The sequence below is a fragment of the Komagataeibacter diospyri genome, assembly GCF_006538165.1.
GTDB classification, from domain to species: domain Bacteria; phylum Pseudomonadota; class Alphaproteobacteria; order Acetobacterales; family Acetobacteraceae; genus Komagataeibacter; species Komagataeibacter diospyri.
This window is the reverse complement of the sequence record NZ_BDLU01000001.1, coordinates 77,514-94,218: the sequence shown is the minus strand read 5'-3', so window position 1 is coordinate 94,218 and position 16,705 is coordinate 77,514. Positions and strand designations below refer to the sequence as shown.

The window sequence follows — 16,705 nt, the reverse complement described above, 5'->3', positions numbered from 1 at the left end:
GTGGCTCCATGCGTTGCAGACGGCGATGATCTCATCCTCGCACATTCCGTGCGGGGGCCGTCCACAACATCACCTCTGGCACCATGCGTGAAACAGGCACATATACATGACGTCCGAAGCATAGGGCCTTTCAATGCATCCGATATCACGGCATTTGTTATTTAATCTTATTATATATCCATGTGTTATGTAATGTAGGCCAACCAAGGGATTTTCAGGCCAGTCATAAATGCCCCGTATCCTGTTCCCATATATTGCCCAGCCACATCAGGAATTTCATTCACTTCCCATCGCTTTGGAAATGGCCCGGCTGTATCCGGAAATTAAGGTTCATATCGCCAGCCTGACGCCGGAACGCGATTCCCGCATCCGGAAACTATGCCGACTTTACCCGGAATCCCCGGTCAGTTTTGATATCCTGCATCTGCCTGCATGGCTCTGTAGTCACATAAGGCGCCACGGGCCGACTCCTCCAAGCAAAATAGCAGTGCTGTTTTTGAACAGGAATTATTTCAACAGGTTTCAGGCAGTCGTCGTTCCCGAGCGCACATCTCTCTACTTACGTAAAATGGGTGTTTTTCGTCCCCGCCTGATCTGGACCCGTCATGGCGCAGGTGACCGGGCGATCGGCTTTACCCATGACACGCGCCAGTTCGATTACATCCTGATGGCCGGACATAAAATAAAAGACCGCCTGAAGGATGCGGGCACCCTGCGTGATGGGCATTATATGACTGGTATATATGCAAAATTTGACATGGTCCGCCGACTGCATGCCAATAGCGCACCCCTGTTTTCCAATGCGCGGCCAACCATTCTCTACAATCCGCATTTCAGTGCCAGCCTGTCATCATGGCCCCGGTTTGGCATGGCTGTTCTGAAGTATTTTTCCCAACAGGAAAAATACAACCTGATCTTTGCCCCCCATTACCGGTTATTTGATACAGACCGCGCGAAAAGCCGCCGTATACTGGCACCTTATGCCGCATATCCGCATATGATCATTGACCCGGGCAGCGACCGGAGCGTGGATATGTCCTATACGCTGGCATCAGACCTGTATCTGGGTGATGTCAGTAGCCAGGTTGGAGAATTCCTTACAAAACCGCGCCCCTGCCTGTTCCTGAATGCGCACGGAATACAGTGGCGCGATAACCCGAATTATGTAAACTGGACACTGGGGCCGGTGACGGACAACGTAAGTGAACTGGACCATGCCCTTGACAGGGCATTCCTTACGCATGCAAATTTCCTTGATCGACAAAAAGAGTATATAAACGATACATTCGGGTTTGCGGCTCCGGAAGACACGGCGGCCAAAGGCGCGAAATCGATTATTGACTTTTTGAGGGTAATTGGTTGAACACCGCCCATTCGCCGTTTCAAGTTACGTCTGTGGAAGTCACATTACCGGAAATGATAAGCCTCCCGACCCCCTCCGATTCTGGTTTGCCTCGTCGTTACGGCGATTTTCCGACGTTCCCGGCGGCGCTGGATTATGCCGCCCGGGGCAAGAGCGGCTTCAACATCTACTCCGGCAAGGGCGTCCTGCTCGAAACGCTGCCTTACAGCACGTTGCGCGAACAGGCGATCGAAACGGCCAGACGCCTGCTGTCCCTTGGCCTGGAACCCGGTGACCGGGTTGCCATCGTGGCCGAGAGTGACGGCGATTTCGCCCGTATCTTCTTCGGTTGCCAGTATGCGGGCCTTGTTCCCGCCCCGCTGCCACTGCCCGTCGCATTTGGCGGCCGCGAAGGATATGTAGGGACGCTGCGTGGCATGATCGAGGGCGCGGCGGCATCCGCCGTGGTAATCGCTTCCATCATCTCGTCGTGGACGGATGAAATCACGTCGGGGCTGGACCTCAAATTCTCGGGCACGCCCTCTGAACTGCTGGAAACACCGATTACGGTCGAGGCCCTGCCCTCCGTCCAGCCAGATGACCTGTCCTACCTGCAGTTTTCGTCTGGCAGCACACGTTTCCCCATGGGAATCGCGGTAACCCAGCGTTCCGGCATGGCAAATGCGCACGCCATTGCCCTGAATGGCCTGAAGGTCCGTGAAACGGGCGATCGCTGCGTGTCCTGGCTTCCGCTTTATCATGACATGGGGCTGGTCGGTTTCTTCCTGACCCCCATGACGTGCCAGTTGAGCGTGGACATGCTGCCCACCCGTGAATTCGCGCGGCGGCCCCATGTGTGGCTGGACCTGATCAGTCGCAACCGTGGCACGATTTCCTACAGCCCGTCCTTCGGTTATGAGTTGTGCGCCCGACGCGCCACCTCGATCGAGCTGGACCTGTCGTCATGGCGCGTGGCCGGTATCGGTGGCGACATGATCCGTTATCATATCCTTGAGGATTTCGCACAGCGTTTTGCCTCCGCAGGCTTTGACAGCGGCGCCTTTACCGCCAGCTACGGTATGGCCGAAGCGACACTGGCCATCAGCTTTGCGCCACTTGGCTCGGGCATCCGGACGGATACGATCGACCTGCGTGCGCTTGAAACACGCGGCGAAGCCGTGCCGTCCAACGATCCCACCCGTGCGTTGCGCACGTTCGTCATCTGTGGAGAAGTCCTGCCGCACCACGAACTTGAAGTACGCGATCCGCAGGGGAACGTGTTGCGTGACCGTCAGGTCGGGGCCGTATTCGTGCGAGGTCCCAGCCTGATGCAGGGCTACTTCCGTCGGCCGCAGGAAACGGCGCGCGTTGTGGATGCCAATGGCTGGCTGAACACCGGCGATCTGGGGTACATGCTGGATGGACAGGTTGTCATAACCGGCCGCGCCAAGGACCTGATCATCATCAACGGTCGCAATATCTGGCCGCAGGATCTGGAATGGTCGGCCGAAACCGAAATCAGTAGCCTGCGCAGCCGCGATGTTGCCGTATTTTCGGTTGATGAGGATGAAGGCGAGAAGATCGTGGCACTCGTGCAGTGCCGCGCCTCCTCCCCAGAAGCACGTGAAACCCTGAAAACCGAAACGGCCAGCCTGTTCCGTCGACAGCACGGTGTGGATGTTTCCATCATCCTGGTGCCGCCCCATACCCTGCCCCAGACATCATCGGGCAAGCTGACACGCGCACGTGCGAAAGCCATGCTGCTGTCAGGTGCGTTTCAGCCGCTGGAAACATCATCTGTTTCCGTGGTCTGAGGAACCTGGGTCGCCCCTTTCGGGCCAGAATGTAAAGCAGGACTGGCCAAAAAACTGTTTTTCGATCATAAGACTTCCGATCAGGGGACCGATTGCAGTCCCCGCCCCGGTCGTTGATCGTGGGGCAGGCCATTCATGCTGATCCCCTGCCTGTAAGCAAGCAGGCGGGACATGCCATAAGGATGTAGGAATGAGTGAAACGGTAGCGAGCGTCTCCGCGCTGATCGTGAAGACGCTGCTGGCGAACCCCAAGGTTCCCCGTGATATCAATGGCAGCAGCAAGATCGTTGAAGATCTGGCCTTTGATTCACTGGCCGTCATGAATTTTGTCATGGAAATCGAGGATACGCTCGACGTTTCCGTGCCGCTTGACCGGCTGGCTGATATCCGCACCATTGATGATCTGGCCGCCTGCATCGTCTCCCTCAAGCAGGCATCCTGATACATCATGTCGATTTTCTCGAAATATGAAGGCCTTGCCTCTGCCCTGTCGGCTGTCACGGCCGGTGGGGGGCGCAACCCGTTCAACGTCGTCATCGAAAAGCCTATTTCCTCCACGGTCGGGCTGATCGAGGGACGTGAGACGCTTCTGTTCGGCACCAACAATTACCTTGGGTTGAGCCAGTCTCCCTCTGCTATCGAAGCGGCGGTTGAAGCCGCCAGGGCTTATGGTGTCGGCACGACCGGATCGCGTATCGCCAATGGTACGCAGGGCCTGCACCGCCAGCTGGAAGAACGGCTCTGCGCATTCTTCCGCCGTCGGCACGCCATGGTATTCTCCACCGGGTATCAGGCCAATCTGGGCACGATTTCCGCGCTGGCGGGCAAGGATGACTACCTGCTGCTTGATGCGGACAGTCATGCCAGCATCTATGACGGCAGCCGCCTTGGCCATGCACAGGTCATCCGCTTCCGTCATAACGACGCCGATGACCTGCACAAACGCCTGCGCCGCCTTGATGGCACGCCCGGGGCGAAACTGGTCGTGGTTGAAGGCATCTATTCCATGATGGGCGACGTCGTGCCCATGGCGGAATTCGCGGCCGTCAAGCGGGAAACAGGCGCATGGCTGCTGGCGGATGAAGCGCATTCCGTTGGTGTAATGGGCGAACATGGCCGTGGCGTGGCGGAAGCTGATGGCGTGGAAGACGATGTCGATTTTGTTGTCGGCACCTTTTCCAAAAGCCTTGGCACGGTTGGCGGCTACTGTGTTTCCAATCATGACGGGCTGGACCTGATCCGGCTTTGCTCGCGCCCTTACATGTTTACTGCGTCCCTGCCCCCTGAAGTCATTGCTGCAACCATGGCAGCACTGACCGAACTGGAAAACAGGCCGGAACTGCGCGTGCGGTTGATGGACAATGCCCGCAGGCTACATGCCGGGCTGCAGGCCGCCGGCCTGCGTACCGGTCCGCAGGCCAGTCCTGTCGTATCCGTCATTCTGGATGATGTGGCGGTTGCCGTGGCATTCTGGAACCGGCTGCTGGACCTGGGGGTTTACGTCAACCTCAGCCTGCCGCCCGCAACGCCTGACCAGCACCCCCTGCTGCGTACCTCCGTCATGGCGACACATACGCCGGAGCAGATAGACAGGGCCGTAGAAATCTTCGCCGTTGTGGCGGGCGAGATGGGTATCAACCGCGCCGCCTGAAAAAACCTGCCTGCCGTAATTTCCACAGAAGATACGGCAGGCAGACCAGTGGGTGCCGTTCCGAAAATGGCCCCAGCGGCAGTTCAATGCCGGAATGCCGCTTTATCTTCCATGCGATATAGCGTGCCCCACCTTCAAACGTGAAGGCGCCCTTGAGCAGGCGGCTGACATTCAGCACGCGCCCCAGTCGGCCACGCAGCCACCAGCCTTCGCGCATGTTCCGACGCAGTTCAGGTGTCAGCTGGGGTATCAGCTGATCTCCCTCATACCGGAACGGCAGGCCATCCGCGCGCCATACATCCGGTAGCAGGCTCCTGTATCGCCCTTCCTGTCCCTGCAGCAGGCTACGCGGCCTGCGACCGTTCTCGACACGCAGCTCCGCACCATAAGTATGGGCAAACAGGGCCAGCCAGTAGTCATCAGCCGTGCCCTGCGCCGGCCCCAGGGCTGCGGCCCAGCGACCTGCCTGTCCCACTGCACGGATAATGCAGGCCAGGATGGCATCAGCCGCCTCCGGCCCCCTGACCCATACCAGCCGCACGGGCTGACAGAAACGTGCCCAGACCGTGGTATCCAGCGTGGCGCGGCCCGTCATCCGCCGGAACTGCGCGATGGACAGGATGGCAACCTTGGCCCGGATGGTCCGTCCCTCGATGGGAATTTCATGATATTCCACATTGGGGGGCAGGATACGGTTGGCTTCGCGTGCCAGGTAGCCTGATGTCCAGTCGTCCAGACGCTCGACAATCACATAAAAATCCAGAATGCCCTCAGGATCGGGCACGCGCAGGGCGGAACCATAAAAAACCACACCCAGTGGCTGTGCCCCGCCCAGCAGGCGGGTGACAAACTGCGTGACGAAAGGGGCGACAGGCTGGACCAGATCATGCGCCAGCAGATGGGCGACCCGTCCGGCTGCGGCAGTACGGTCTGTGAGGCTGAACTGAGGCATGCTCGCCATTCCTTACGCGTGGATGAAATCTATCGGGGCGGTCGCCGACAGAATGATCCGACCGGTCGCACCGGGAGACATGACTTCCCCATCCAGCACGAAATCGGATTTCATCGTCATTTCGATACGGTCTTCGCACCCACTGCAATAATCCGGGTTATTCTGCAGCCATGTCGGATGCCGTCCCCGCAACAGTGCCCATGCCGCGGCGGCAAGGCGGGAAGGCTGTCCTGCCACATGCAGGAAATTGATGACGTCATCACGCGCCCCACATGCTGTCCAGAACGGCCATATGCCATAGGGCAGGTGCTGGAGTGTCGTGGACAGGAAAAGGAAACAGTTGCCCTGTCGCTGGATGGTCTTGCCAGCATGCATGACCATCTGGTCACCGCGCATCCAGTCCTGCCGGGAACGCTTTGTCAGCAGATGCGCCACCGAAGACAGGAAGGAGACGATAACAGCCATTTCATGGGAATAATTATTCAGGATCGCAGGCTGATGAGCCAGTTCGATCCCCCGTGTAAATGCGGCCGCCCCATGAAACATGCCCACAACCGGTGGCGGTCCGTCGGGTTCGGGCCATTCCACCACCAGACCGCAGCGCCTGCGTACATTGCGCCGCAGCAGGCCTGACGCGTCAAGCCGCTGCAGATGTTCCAGCGCCCTGATGCCACGCAGTCCGAAGCCGACATCCCCCGCAATCAGGTTGGTATTGCCAGACGGCAGGATGGCAAGGGCAGGCAGCCTGTCGGGCGCATAGTGGCGGTGAATGGCGGTCAGCACGTCACTGACGGTGCCATCACCACCATCTATGACGATACAATCCATGCCGCAGGATGCGAATTCCGCGATGTTGGCATCCAGACGGGAACGGTCAGCCGGATCAACGAAGTTTTCTCCCAGCAGATTCCGGGCCGTCTGGGCGTATGCACTCCTGTCCCCCATGTTCCGCCGGCTGCGCGGGTTGTAAACAAGCGCAAAACGTCCGGTCACTGAATATTCCATCCCTGTCTGAAATTTGACTTACAGGCCATAAGCAACCATCTGCCTTCTATTGCAAGGCACGAAAAGATGGAGCGTCCTTCCGCGCGGGCAGGCATAACACATGTCCCAACCGTTCCCGGCGGGCATGAGGCAAGGAAATGAGGTCAGCTTGAACACCGTCACCATTGCGCATCTGTCTGACCCCCACCTGCCCACTGAAATGGCGCCGCCCCGCATTGGGGAACGCCTGAACAAGCGCATGTTCAGCTATTTTTCGTGGAAAGGCCGCCGCCGCTTCCTGCATCGCCCCGAAATTCTGGCCCATGTCATGGCCGACATCGCCGCCAACAGGGTCAACATGATTGCCGTCACCGGGGATCTGACCAACATGGGCCTGCCGGGGGAATGCCGGCAGGCGATGCGCTGGCTGGAGCAGATGCCCGCGCCCTGTACAGTCATACCGGGGAATCATGACACCCTTGTGCATGACAGATGGCATCAGACCGTAGGTCTGTGGCAGCCGTGGATGGGGACACTTCCCTTTCCCTTTATCCGCAGGGTGGGAAATGTGGCGCTGATTGGCGTCAGTTCAGCCGTGCCGACACCATGGTTCCGTGCAACCGGGACGGTTGGCGCACGACAGGCCGTACGCCTGCGTGACATACTGCGTGAAACCGCGCGTCAGGGACTGTGCCGCATTGTCATGATCCATCACCCACCTGTTCCGGATCTGGCCATACGTCGTAAGGCACTGACGGATATACAGGCTTTCGCCACCTGTATCGCACAGGACGGTGCGGAGATGATCCTGCACGGGCATATCCATACCTCGACCCTGTCCTCCCTCCCCGGCCCGCAGGGGCCGGTGCCGGTAATGGGGATCGCATCGGCTTCAGCACGATCGTGTGATCCGTTGCGCGCGGCGGGATGGAACCATATTGCGATCACCCCGCATGCCACCGGTTACAGGCTGGGTGTCACGCGTCATTTTTTCATGGAAGATGCAACGACAGGCACCAGTCAGGAAACTATTTTTGACCTTCCCTCTCCATCAGGGTGTTTTTCCGGTGTAAGCACGCCTGCATGAGTCGCATGTCCTTTTCGCACCGGATAATGAGAAAGCTCGCTCCCAGCACAATGGATCGCTACCTGCTGCGTCAGGTTGTGCCGCCATTTTCCATTGCGCTGGGTGTGGTCATGGCCGCCCTGCTGCTGGAGCGGCTGCTGGTGCTGTTCGACATGCTGGCTACCAATGGCAGTTCGATGAAAACCTTTGTCGCGCTGCTCAGCGACCTTGTACCGCATTACCTGGGGCTGGCGTTGCCCGCAGCCATGTGCGTGAGTGTATTTTCCGTGATCCGGCGCATGAGCGCCAACCACGAAATCGACGCCCTGACCGCAAGCGGGGTCTCCATCTTCCGCATCTGCCAGCCCTTCGTCCTGACGGGCGCGGTATTCGGGCTGCTGGCCTTCTCGCTCTACGGGTTCATCCAGCCCTATGCACGTTATGATTACCGCTCGGCCTTCTATTTCGCCAGCCATGCGGGGTGGACGCCCCATCTGCAATCAAAGATGTTCGCGATTTCGGACAATATCGTGCTTACGGCGGAAACGGTCGATCATGCCGGGTCCCGCCTGTGGCATGTCTTCATACGCGACCAGTCGGACAAGACCCATACACGCTATATTTCCGCCCAGAAGGGCTATCTCTATAACCCCGCCGATGGATCGCAGATACGCCTTGACCTGATAGATGGCACCATCGTGACGGACAGCGGTGACAAACAGCCTTCCGTTACGGGGTTCACCCGTACCACCCGCATGATCTCGAGCAATGGCAAGCTGGATAATGAAGCCTATAACGGTCGTGGCGAGACCGAACGCGAACTGACGGTCCCTGAACTGTATTACGGTATACGACATGGCAACCCGTCCATCAGCCACTCCTACATGATTGCCGAACTGCATTTCCGCCTGGCCCGTACGGCGGCCATTCCGTTCATCCCCATCCTGGCCTGCGCGCTGGCAGGCGTGCGCAAACGGCAGCGGGGCAATCCCGGCCTGGCCATCGCCGCGATCACGCTGGTCGGTTTTGACCATACGCTGCAGATGGGGATGAGCTTTGTCGCCAACATGCATATGTCTCCGCTGCTGGTCATCTGGCTGCCGACCGTCGCCTTTGCCATGATATGTGTCGCCATGCTGATCCGTCAGGCAGGCGGGATCCGTATCCTCCTGACCCGTGGGCCGGCCCTTGCGCCACGCGAACTGTCAGCTGACGGCCTGCCCCGCCGTATCGTGGAAACCGGGACATGAAGCGGCGGTTATGCCTGGCCAGCGGTACGGTCCTGCTGGGCTATCTGTCGCGCGAGCTGCTGACCAAGGTATTTACGACCACCATCATCGTGGTGGCGCTCATGGAAATCCTGGCGCTGCTGGAGCAGGTGACGGAAATCATGCACCGCAAGCTGGGCCTGACGGGGGTGCTGTACTACGCTGTGCTGCATCTGCCGCTGCTGCTCGGTAACGCCATGCCCATCGCGGTGCTGATCGGTACGCTGCTGACCCTGCTGCAACTGACCACATCAAACGAGATCTCGATAATGCGCGCAGCCGGGCTGTCAACGCCCGGGCTGATCAAACTGCTGCTGCCGACCACCGTGGCACTGGGCTTGCTGTGCGGCATCGTGGATGACCAGATCACCCCCCGTACCGAACAGGCACTGGCACAATGGTGGAACGCCACCACGCCTCATGCCGCGAAAAACAGGCATAACTACTGGATCCGGTCGGGTAACGACCTGATAAACATCATTTATCTGAGTGCTGGCGGCACGATGCTGAATACGGTGACCGTTTATCACCGCGACCAGCGAAGCCTGCTGCAGAAAGTCACGACACTGGCGGATGTCCATTACATCCATGGCCACTGGTATGGCACCCCGACACATGTACTCAGCGTCATAAGCCCCACACGCGTGGACCTGCTTGATACCCCGCCCGACCAGAGCATTCGGCTGGACTGGCCCGCATCACTGACGCCGGGATATATCATTCAGTTGACGGTCAGCTTTACACAGTCCATCAACACAATGCTGGATGAACAGCGCGGCGCGCTGCCTTCCAGCCAGTCTCCGTCCTTTTTCCTGACGGAAATACTGGGACGCATCATGTTACCCGTGACGTTCACGGTAATGCTGTTACTGGCCGTGCCGGTGGTCTATATCCCACCGCGGGCCGGAACGCGCAGCTGGCTGCCAATCTGGTGTCTGGGCGCGGGCCTGCTATTTATCGTATTCCAGGGGCTATTGCGCGCACTGGGAAATGCGGGAACATTGCCCTCGCTTATGGCGATATTCGTCGGGATCCTTATTTTCATCCTCGGCGTCATCACCGTGCTACTGAGGATCGAAGAGCGATGATTACGAATACCCTCAAAAACAGTTCCATCCGAACAGGCCGCAGCTTTGACCTGGGCAAGATGAACCTATCCCAGCTCTGGATTGCCTATCTGACCTATCCCACCATCCTGCTGTATTTCGCACTGGCATTGGTCAGTTACGCGCTGATGGTATATAATTTCGCTTCCCTCGCACCGGTGGCGATCAGCATCATATCCGTCATGCTGGTCTATCCGCTGGTATGGTACTGCATTCACCGTTTCATCCTGCATGGACGCTTTCTCTATCGCATGAAATGGACCGCCACGCTGTGGAAGCGCATCCATTTCGATCACCACCAGGATCCTCACCTGCTGGATGTGCTGTTCGGCTCCCCGCTCAACACCATCCCGACCATTGCCATCGTCACCATTCCCATCGGTTACGCCATCGGCAACATAGCCGGCGCTGCGGCAGCTTTCGGTGCGGGTCTGACCATCACATGCATCTATGAATTCTTCCACTGCATCCAGCACCTGAACTACAAGCCGCGCATGGGCTGGATCCAGCGGATGAAACAGCGTCATGTGCTGCACCATTTCCATAACGAGAACGGTAATTACGGCATTACCAGCTTCGTGGCGGACCGCCTGTTCCGCAGCTATTACGTTGATGCCCGTGGCTGCCCGCGCAGCCCGACCGTGTTCAACCTTGGTTATGACGTGAACGAGGCCAAGCAGTACCCGTGGGTGATGGAGGAAACCGGTTCCCCCCCGCGTGACCGGCCCGATGGCGCGAACACCACCCGTAACGCGGCGTGACCGCACAGATGGGACTAAATGTTCTGATACTGGCGGGCAGCAGGCCGGGCCGTCCCGACCCGATGGCCCAGGCGGCGGGCATTTCGCACAAGGCCATCCTGCCGATATGCGGCGCCCCGATGATCAGCCGGGTCATCACGGCCCTGCAGGCGGTTGAAGGCATTGGCAAAATTGCCGTCTGTATCGAACAGCCCGATGTCCTTTCCGGCATCGTGCCCGACAATGTCACCTTCATTCCCCCTGCCGCCGGTCCTAGCGCCAGTGTCATGCGGGCGCTGGATACGCTGGGCACGCCCCTGCTGGTCACGACTGCCGATCATGCACTGCTGGAACCGGGCTGGATCCGTGACTTCGTACAGGGCGCGCGGGACAACGGATGTGATGTCGCCGCCGGCATCGCCATGGAGCCGGATATCCTGCGTGATGTGCCGGGTACCAAGCGCACCATGATCCGGCTGGCGGATGGTGCGTTTTCAGGCTGCAACATGTTCCTGTTCCGCACGCCCGCCGCCCGTGGCGTGATCCGGCTGTGGCAGAAACTGGAAGCCGACCGCAAGCACCCATTCAGGATGGCGCGCACACTTGGGCCGGGAGTCCTGCTGCGCTTTGTCCTGCGCCGCCTGACGCGCGCGGATGTCTGCCGCCGCATCGGGCAGTTGTCACATGCACGGGTAGCCCTGATTCCCCTGCCGAACGGACGCGCTGCAGTGGATGTGGACAAGCCTGCGGATCTTGAACTGGTGACCCGCCTGCTTTCCGCAACGCCTGCGACCTGATCGTCCTTATTCGCCCCATGTCCCGCCCGCCTGCACCGCAGATCCAGTCCGCAATCCGCACGGGCACAAGCCAGATGTGCAGGCTGCATGGCTGGGCGGTGCTGCATGAATTCACCCTGCCAGGGCGCAGGCGCGCGGATATCATGGCGCTTACGCCCAGGGGCCATTTCATCTGTATCGAAATCAAGTCCGGCCTGCCCGATTTCCGTGCTGACCAGAAATGGCAGGATTACGTACCGTGGTGCGACCAGATGTATTTTGCCGTCAACCAGGATTTTCCACAGGCTGTCCTGCCAGATACCACGGGCCTGATCCTGGCCGCGACGGGTTATGGTGTGGAAGGGGGCGCAGCCTGTGTTGACTGCGCGATCCTGCGTCCATCCCCACATACCGCACTGGCCCCCGCGCGACGGCGGCAGCTTACACTCCAGTTTGCCATGCAGGCCGCAGAGCGGTTAGGCAGGATGGAAATGCCACAGGTGGAGCACGCGGTGAAAACGGCGCTCCGTGTGGAATGATATTTTCTGACCCTGAAAAAAGGTTACCCGATGACACAGGCCATTCTGACCCGTTTTGAAGCCGCCCGTTCGGTCGTACGTGATGCAGCGGCCCTTGCCATGAAAATGCGTCCTGCCCCCGGCGGCCCAAAGGGCACGCAGAAAAGCGCGCAGGACTGGCTGACGGAAACCGATGGCGCGGTGGAAGCCTTCATTTCCGAACGAATCGGCACGCTGTTCCCTGAGGATGGCTTTCAGGGCGAGGAAGAAGGTCGCACCCGCACCGGCACCCTGCGCTGGGTGGTGGACCCGATTGACGGCACGTCCAACTATGCCCGCGGTCGCAACCGCTGGTGCATCTCGCTTGGGCTGTTGGATGGCGACACACCAGTTGCCGGCATTATCGAAGCGCCCGCACTGGGTGAAACCTATACGGCGGTACGTGGGCACGGGGCGTTCCTCAATGGTCAGCGCATCCATGCATCCCCCGTTACCGATACCGCGTCTTCCCTGATCGAGATGGGATGGAGCAATCGCGTGCCTGCCGGTGTATTCCAGCAGAAGATCGATGCGATCCTGAACCTTGGCGCCATGCCGCGTTCCGGTGGTTCGGGTGCCATTGCGCTTGCGGAAGTCGCCTGTGGCCGTCAGGACGGTTATCTGGAAATCTGCATCAACCTGTGGGATGTGGCCGCGGCCCTTGTCCTGCTGGATGAAGCCGGGGCGCGGGTGTCTCCCTTCCTGCGCGATGGTGGCCTGACCGGTGGCATCCACATCCTTGCTACCGCTCCGGGCATTGCCGATGCGCTGTCCGACGCGGTGGGCGTCTCCCTTAAATAACCGCAATATATGGCTGTATCGTGCCACACGGTCTTGCCTTATGGACCATGATTCAGCCATGAAAACGGACCACTCCAAGGCACGGGCCGTTTTGGTGGATCTGCCGTTACGAATCGGAAAGGGAGCATGGGTTTGCACAAGTTTCATCTCATCAGGACATCATTCGCCACCCTGGCCCTGATGATGCCGCTACATGCCGCCATGGCTGCCAGCATGGAAGAAGAACAGAGCCTGGTGGACCGCGCCACCCTGACCGTTCGTGACATGTTTTCCACCGCAACCGCAGGCAGCAAGGTGACCCGTTACCTGGCCGAAGCGCGTGGGGTCATTGTCTGTCCGTCCGTCTTTCGCATGTCGATCGCCTTCGGCGGCGGCGGCGGTGGCTGCGTGTTCCTGACACGGGATGCCCATGGGTCATGGTCCGACCCTGCGTTCTACCGCATGTCCTCGGCCAATTTCGGTCTCCAGCTTGGCATGCAGGATGTCGAGGTCATGCTGTTTGTCATGACCGACGATGGCGTGCAGTCCCTGCTGGACAGCCAGATGAAGCTGAGTGCGGATGTCGGCACGTCCTTTGCGTCCTCCGGGTCGGGACTGGAAACCGGCACGGCGGGTGAACACAACACGTCTATCCGGGGCGTGCAGAAATCCAAGGGACTGTTTGCCGGTGCGGCCCTTGGCGGCTCCAAGATGCGGGTAAACAGTGCCGCCAACCGTGCCTATTACAACCAGATTGTGGGACCGGAAGACATTGTGGTTTCCATGCGGGTCAACAATTCAGGCGCAGACCCGCTCCGCTCCGCCCTGAGCGAGGTCCTGACCGCAGCGCAGGCCCGCCCGGACAAGAACGGCAAAACCGGCACCACAAATACGGATACCACCACAACGCAGCAGCCGATGGCAACGGCCCCATCCGGATCGGTCAGCAGCCAGAGCCTGCCGCCACAGTAATCACCCCACCAGACATCACCGCTTTCCTCTATTTGGGGGAAGCGGCCTGTGCATGCTTCCCTGCGCGGAACGCGGACACGTTGCGGTTATGATCCCCCAGGGTCGTCGCAAAATCATGACCGCCATGCCCGTTCGCCACAAAATACAGCTGGTCACCCCGTGCCGGATGGGCGGCAGCCTCCAGTGCCGCGGCTCCCGGTGAACAGATCGGTCCCGGCGGAAGACCCGCTATCACATACGTATTATAGGCCGTAGGCTGCATGAGGTCGGCATGGGACAGGGCATGGCCCAGTGGCCCAGCGCCCTGATTCAATCCATAGACCACAGTCGGGTCGGACTGTAGCCGCATACCCTGTTGCAGGCGGTTGAGAAACACACGCGCCACCATGGGGCGTTCAGCCGGGTTGCCCGTCTCACGCTCGATCATGGATGCCAGAACCAGCAGATCATGACGGTTCATGATGGTGGGATCCACTTCCCGCCCTTCCCATGCCTGATCCAGCGCACGATCCATGGCACGTTGCATGCGGGCCAGCATCTGCGCGCGCGGCATACCCCATTCATAATCATAGGTCAGCGGCATGACCGCCCCTTCGGCGGGGAACGGAAAGCTGCCATCCATATACGGCGCATGTTCAAGCAGATTTGCAATCTGGATGGCGGACAGACCTTCGGGCACCGTCAGTTTATGCACTACTGGTTTGCCATGCCGCAGAACGAACAGCACCTGCTGTATGGATGCATGCGCCGGAAAAACCAGCTCGGCAGCATGAAATGCCCCATCCACACGGGTCAGGGCGGTTGCAGCTTCAAATACCTTCCGGGTCAGCAGATCAGGGTCAAGGACGCCTGCCTGCTGCAATGTCAGCAGCACCTGTTCCGCGCCACCATGCGGAATCACGACCGTGCGCTGTTCGGTCAGGGGACCGGGGGCTTCGTAATGCCGACCGCCGACGAACGCGATGCCCAGGGCAGACAGGACCAGCACCAGAAATAACAGTCCAAGTGCAGCCAGAACCCTGCGCACGCCTTCTCCTTACCCGGTTTCTGAAATGGAAAGGGCGCCCGCAGGCGCCCCGGTCTTACACGCCGCGCAGGATCACACTGGCATTGGTCCCGCCAAACCCGAAACTGTTGGACAGGATCGTATCAATCTTGCGCTCCTGTGCCGTGTGCGCGATCCGGTCGATCACGCTTTCACGCGACGGGTTGTCCAGATTGAGCGTGGGCGGTGCCACGTTATCGCGAATGGCAAGGATGGAATAGATCGCTTCCACCGCACCCGCCGCACCCAGCAGGTGTCCCGTGGCGGACTTGGTCGATGACATGGCCAGATTACGCGCATCATCACCGAACAGGCGTTCAACCGCATCCAGTTCCAGATCATCCGCCATGGTGGATGTGCCGTGGGCATTGACATACTGGATGTCAGCAGGGGTCAGACCCGCGCTGCGCATGGCGTTCTGCATGGCGCGGAATGCACCTTCGTGCCCGGCGGCGGGTGCCGTGATGTGATGTGCATCGCCCGACATGCCGTAGCCAATAACTTCAGCATAGATCCTGGCGCCACGGGCCTTGGCATGTTCATATTCTTCCAGCACCACGATCCCGGCGCCTTCACCCATCACGAAGCCGTCACGGTCACGGTCCCACGGACGGGATGCCTTTTCCGGTTCGTCGTTGAAATGGGTAGACAGGGCCTTGGCGGAACAGAACCCCGCGATGCCCAGCGGGCATACGGCGGCTTCAGCCCCACCGGCGACCATGACATCAGCATCACCCAGCATGATCATGCGGGCCGCGTCGCCAATGGCATGCACACCCGTAGCGCAGGCCGTAACCACCGAATGGTTCGGCCCCTTGAATCCGTATTTGATGGAGACATGCCCCGAGACCAGATTGATCAGGGCGGACGGGATGAAGAAGGGCGACAGGCGGCGTGCCCGTCCTTCCTTCACCGTCACCGATGCCTCGTAAATGGTCTGGAGGCCACCGATACCCGCACCAATCATGACACCGGTGCGGCAGCGGTCTTCTTCCGATTCCGGCTTCCAGCCCGAATCCTCGACCGCCTCGGTCGCCGCCACAAGACCAAGATGGATAAAGCGATCCATCTTTTTCTGGTCCTTGACGGGTATCCAGTCCGAAAGGGTCAGGCCGCCACTTTCCGTTGGCCCTGCGGGCACTTCACCCGCAACCTGTGCCGGCAGGTCGGACGCGTCGAACGAAGAAATGCGGCCAAAGCCGTTTTCCCCGGCCACGAGACGTGACCAGTTACGCTCCACACCCAGTCCCAGAGGGCTGACAATGCCCATACCGGTTACGACAACGCGCCGCTGTCCAGACGTTAATCCGGTAGACTGCATCAACCCGTCCTGCTCCTGAAAGTAACGATACCTGACTGAATTCGTGTAAATATGATCGGAAACAGACCGATCAGGCAGCTTTCTGCTTTTCGATGTAGTCGATCGCGTCCTTCACGGTCGTGATCTTCTCGGCTGCGTCTTCGGGGATCTCGACGCTGAAAGCTTCCTCGAACGCCATGACCAGTTCCACCGTGTCCAGGCTGTCGGCGCCCAGATCATCAATGAAAGAGGCGTCGGGAGTGACCTTGCTTTCGTCCACACCAAGGTGCTCGACTACGATCTTCTTAACCTTATCGGCGATTTCGCTCATCTGTCTCTGCTTCCTGTCTGC

At 59.5% G+C, this 16,705-nt stretch carries 17 protein-coding genes; 12 read left to right on the top strand and 5 right to left on the bottom strand.

The genetic code is table 11. The annotated features are described in order from the left end of the window. Window positions 1-229 precede the first annotated feature (229 nt). The 4 genes from MSKU9_RS00430 (at window position 230) to spt (ending at window position 4,807) form a co-directional block, all read left to right on the top strand. Window positions 230-1,363 carry a sensor domain-containing protein gene (locus tag MSKU9_RS00430; RefSeq protein ID WP_141259390.1) on the top strand — a complete coding sequence of 378 codons (1,134 nt, stop codon included), beginning with the start codon at window positions 230-232 and terminating at the stop codon, window positions 1,361-1,363. 53 nt (window positions 1,364-1,416) lie between these two features. Continuing rightward, the gene (locus tag MSKU9_RS00425) at window positions 1,417-3,156 is read left to right on the top strand and encodes a fatty acyl-AMP ligase (protein WP_193557597.1); all 1,740 of its coding nucleotides are present in this window, start codon (window positions 1,417-1,419) and stop codon (window positions 3,154-3,156) included. 190 nt (window positions 3,157-3,346) lie between these two features. Continuing rightward, a complete protein-coding gene (locus MSKU9_RS00420; RefSeq protein ID WP_007400085.1) occupies window positions 3,347-3,598 on the top strand; it encodes an acyl carrier protein in 252 nt (83 codons plus the stop codon). A 6-nt stretch (window positions 3,599-3,604) separates the two neighbouring features. Beyond that, complete coding sequence (gene spt / locus MSKU9_RS00415) at window positions 3,605-4,807, top strand: serine palmitoyltransferase (RefSeq protein ID WP_141259388.1); 1,203 nt, start codon at window positions 3,605-3,607, stop codon at window positions 4,805-4,807. On the opposite strand, the gene MSKU9_RS00410 is transcribed toward spt, so the two are convergent. Both MSKU9_RS00410 and MSKU9_RS00405 read right to left on the bottom strand, forming a co-directional pair. Continuing rightward, window positions 4,791-5,759 carry a protein-tyrosine phosphatase family protein gene (locus tag MSKU9_RS00410; protein WP_141259387.1) on the bottom strand — a complete coding sequence of 323 codons (969 nt, stop codon included), beginning with the start codon at window positions 5,757-5,759 and terminating at the stop codon, window positions 4,791-4,793. The genes spt and MSKU9_RS00410 overlap by 17 nt on opposite strands. Window positions 5,760-5,771: 12 nt before the next feature. Beyond that, window positions 5,772-6,752, bottom strand: a complete 981-nt coding sequence (locus tag MSKU9_RS00405; protein WP_141259386.1) for a diacylglycerol/lipid kinase family protein — start codon at window positions 6,750-6,752, stop codon at window positions 5,772-5,774. Window positions 6,753-6,912: 160 nt separating this feature from the next. Between MSKU9_RS00405 and MSKU9_RS00400 the strand changes: the two genes are divergently transcribed. The 8 genes from MSKU9_RS00400 (at window position 6,913) to MSKU9_RS00365 (ending at window position 14,008) form a co-directional block, all read left to right on the top strand. Next, the gene (locus MSKU9_RS00400) at window positions 6,913-7,830 is read left to right on the top strand and encodes a metallophosphoesterase family protein (protein ID WP_141259385.1); all 918 of its coding nucleotides are present in this window, start codon (window positions 6,913-6,915) and stop codon (window positions 7,828-7,830) included. Window positions 7,831-7,880: 50 nt separating this feature from the next. Continuing rightward, window positions 7,881-9,059, top strand: a complete 1,179-nt coding sequence (locus tag MSKU9_RS00395; protein WP_141259400.1) for an LptF/LptG family permease — start codon at window positions 7,881-7,883, stop codon at window positions 9,057-9,059. Next, entirely contained in the window at window positions 9,056-10,165 is a 1,110-nt protein-coding gene (locus MSKU9_RS00390) for an LptF/LptG family permease (protein WP_141259384.1), read from the top strand. The genes MSKU9_RS00395 and MSKU9_RS00390 overlap by 4 nt, the downstream gene beginning before the upstream one ends. Next, a complete protein-coding gene (locus MSKU9_RS00385; RefSeq protein ID WP_141259383.1) occupies window positions 10,162-10,944 on the top strand; it encodes a sterol desaturase family protein in 783 nt (260 codons plus the stop codon). The genes MSKU9_RS00390 and MSKU9_RS00385 overlap by 4 nt, the downstream gene beginning before the upstream one ends. Before the next feature lie 8 nt (window positions 10,945-10,952). Then, window positions 10,953-11,720, top strand: coding sequence for a nucleotidyltransferase family protein (locus MSKU9_RS00380; RefSeq protein WP_141259382.1), 768 nt, complete (start codon window positions 10,953-10,955; stop codon window positions 11,718-11,720). Between the two features lie 17 nt (window positions 11,721-11,737). After that, the gene (locus MSKU9_RS00375; protein WP_141259381.1) at window positions 11,738-12,238 is read left to right on the top strand and encodes an MmcB family DNA repair protein; all 501 of its coding nucleotides are present in this window, start codon (window positions 11,738-11,740) and stop codon (window positions 12,236-12,238) included. A 30-nt stretch (window positions 12,239-12,268) separates the two neighbouring features. Continuing rightward, complete coding sequence (locus MSKU9_RS00370) at window positions 12,269-13,057, top strand: inositol monophosphatase family protein (protein WP_141259380.1); 789 nt, start codon at window positions 12,269-12,271, stop codon at window positions 13,055-13,057. Between the two features lie 126 nt (window positions 13,058-13,183). Then, complete coding sequence (locus tag MSKU9_RS00365) at window positions 13,184-14,008, top strand: lipid-binding SYLF domain-containing protein (protein WP_193557596.1); 825 nt, start codon at window positions 13,184-13,186, stop codon at window positions 14,006-14,008. 28 nt (window positions 14,009-14,036) lie between these two features. On the opposite strand, the gene mltG is transcribed toward MSKU9_RS00365, so the two are convergent. The 3 genes from mltG to MSKU9_RS00350 all read right to left on the bottom strand — a co-directional run bounded on the left by mltG (window position 14,037) and on the right by MSKU9_RS00350 (window position 16,684). Next, window positions 14,037-15,035, bottom strand: coding sequence for an endolytic transglycosylase MltG (gene mltG, locus MSKU9_RS00360; RefSeq protein WP_141259379.1), 999 nt, complete (start codon window positions 15,033-15,035; stop codon window positions 14,037-14,039). A 55-nt stretch (window positions 15,036-15,090) separates the two neighbouring features. Beyond that, window positions 15,091-16,374, bottom strand: a complete 1,284-nt coding sequence (gene fabF, locus MSKU9_RS00355) for a beta-ketoacyl-ACP synthase II (protein ID WP_141259378.1) — start codon at window positions 16,372-16,374, stop codon at window positions 15,091-15,093. Between the two features lie 70 nt (window positions 16,375-16,444). Beyond that, window positions 16,445-16,684, bottom strand: a complete 240-nt coding sequence (locus MSKU9_RS00350) for an acyl carrier protein (RefSeq protein ID WP_003618476.1) — start codon at window positions 16,682-16,684, stop codon at window positions 16,445-16,447. Between the last annotated feature and the right edge of the window lie 21 nt (window positions 16,685-16,705).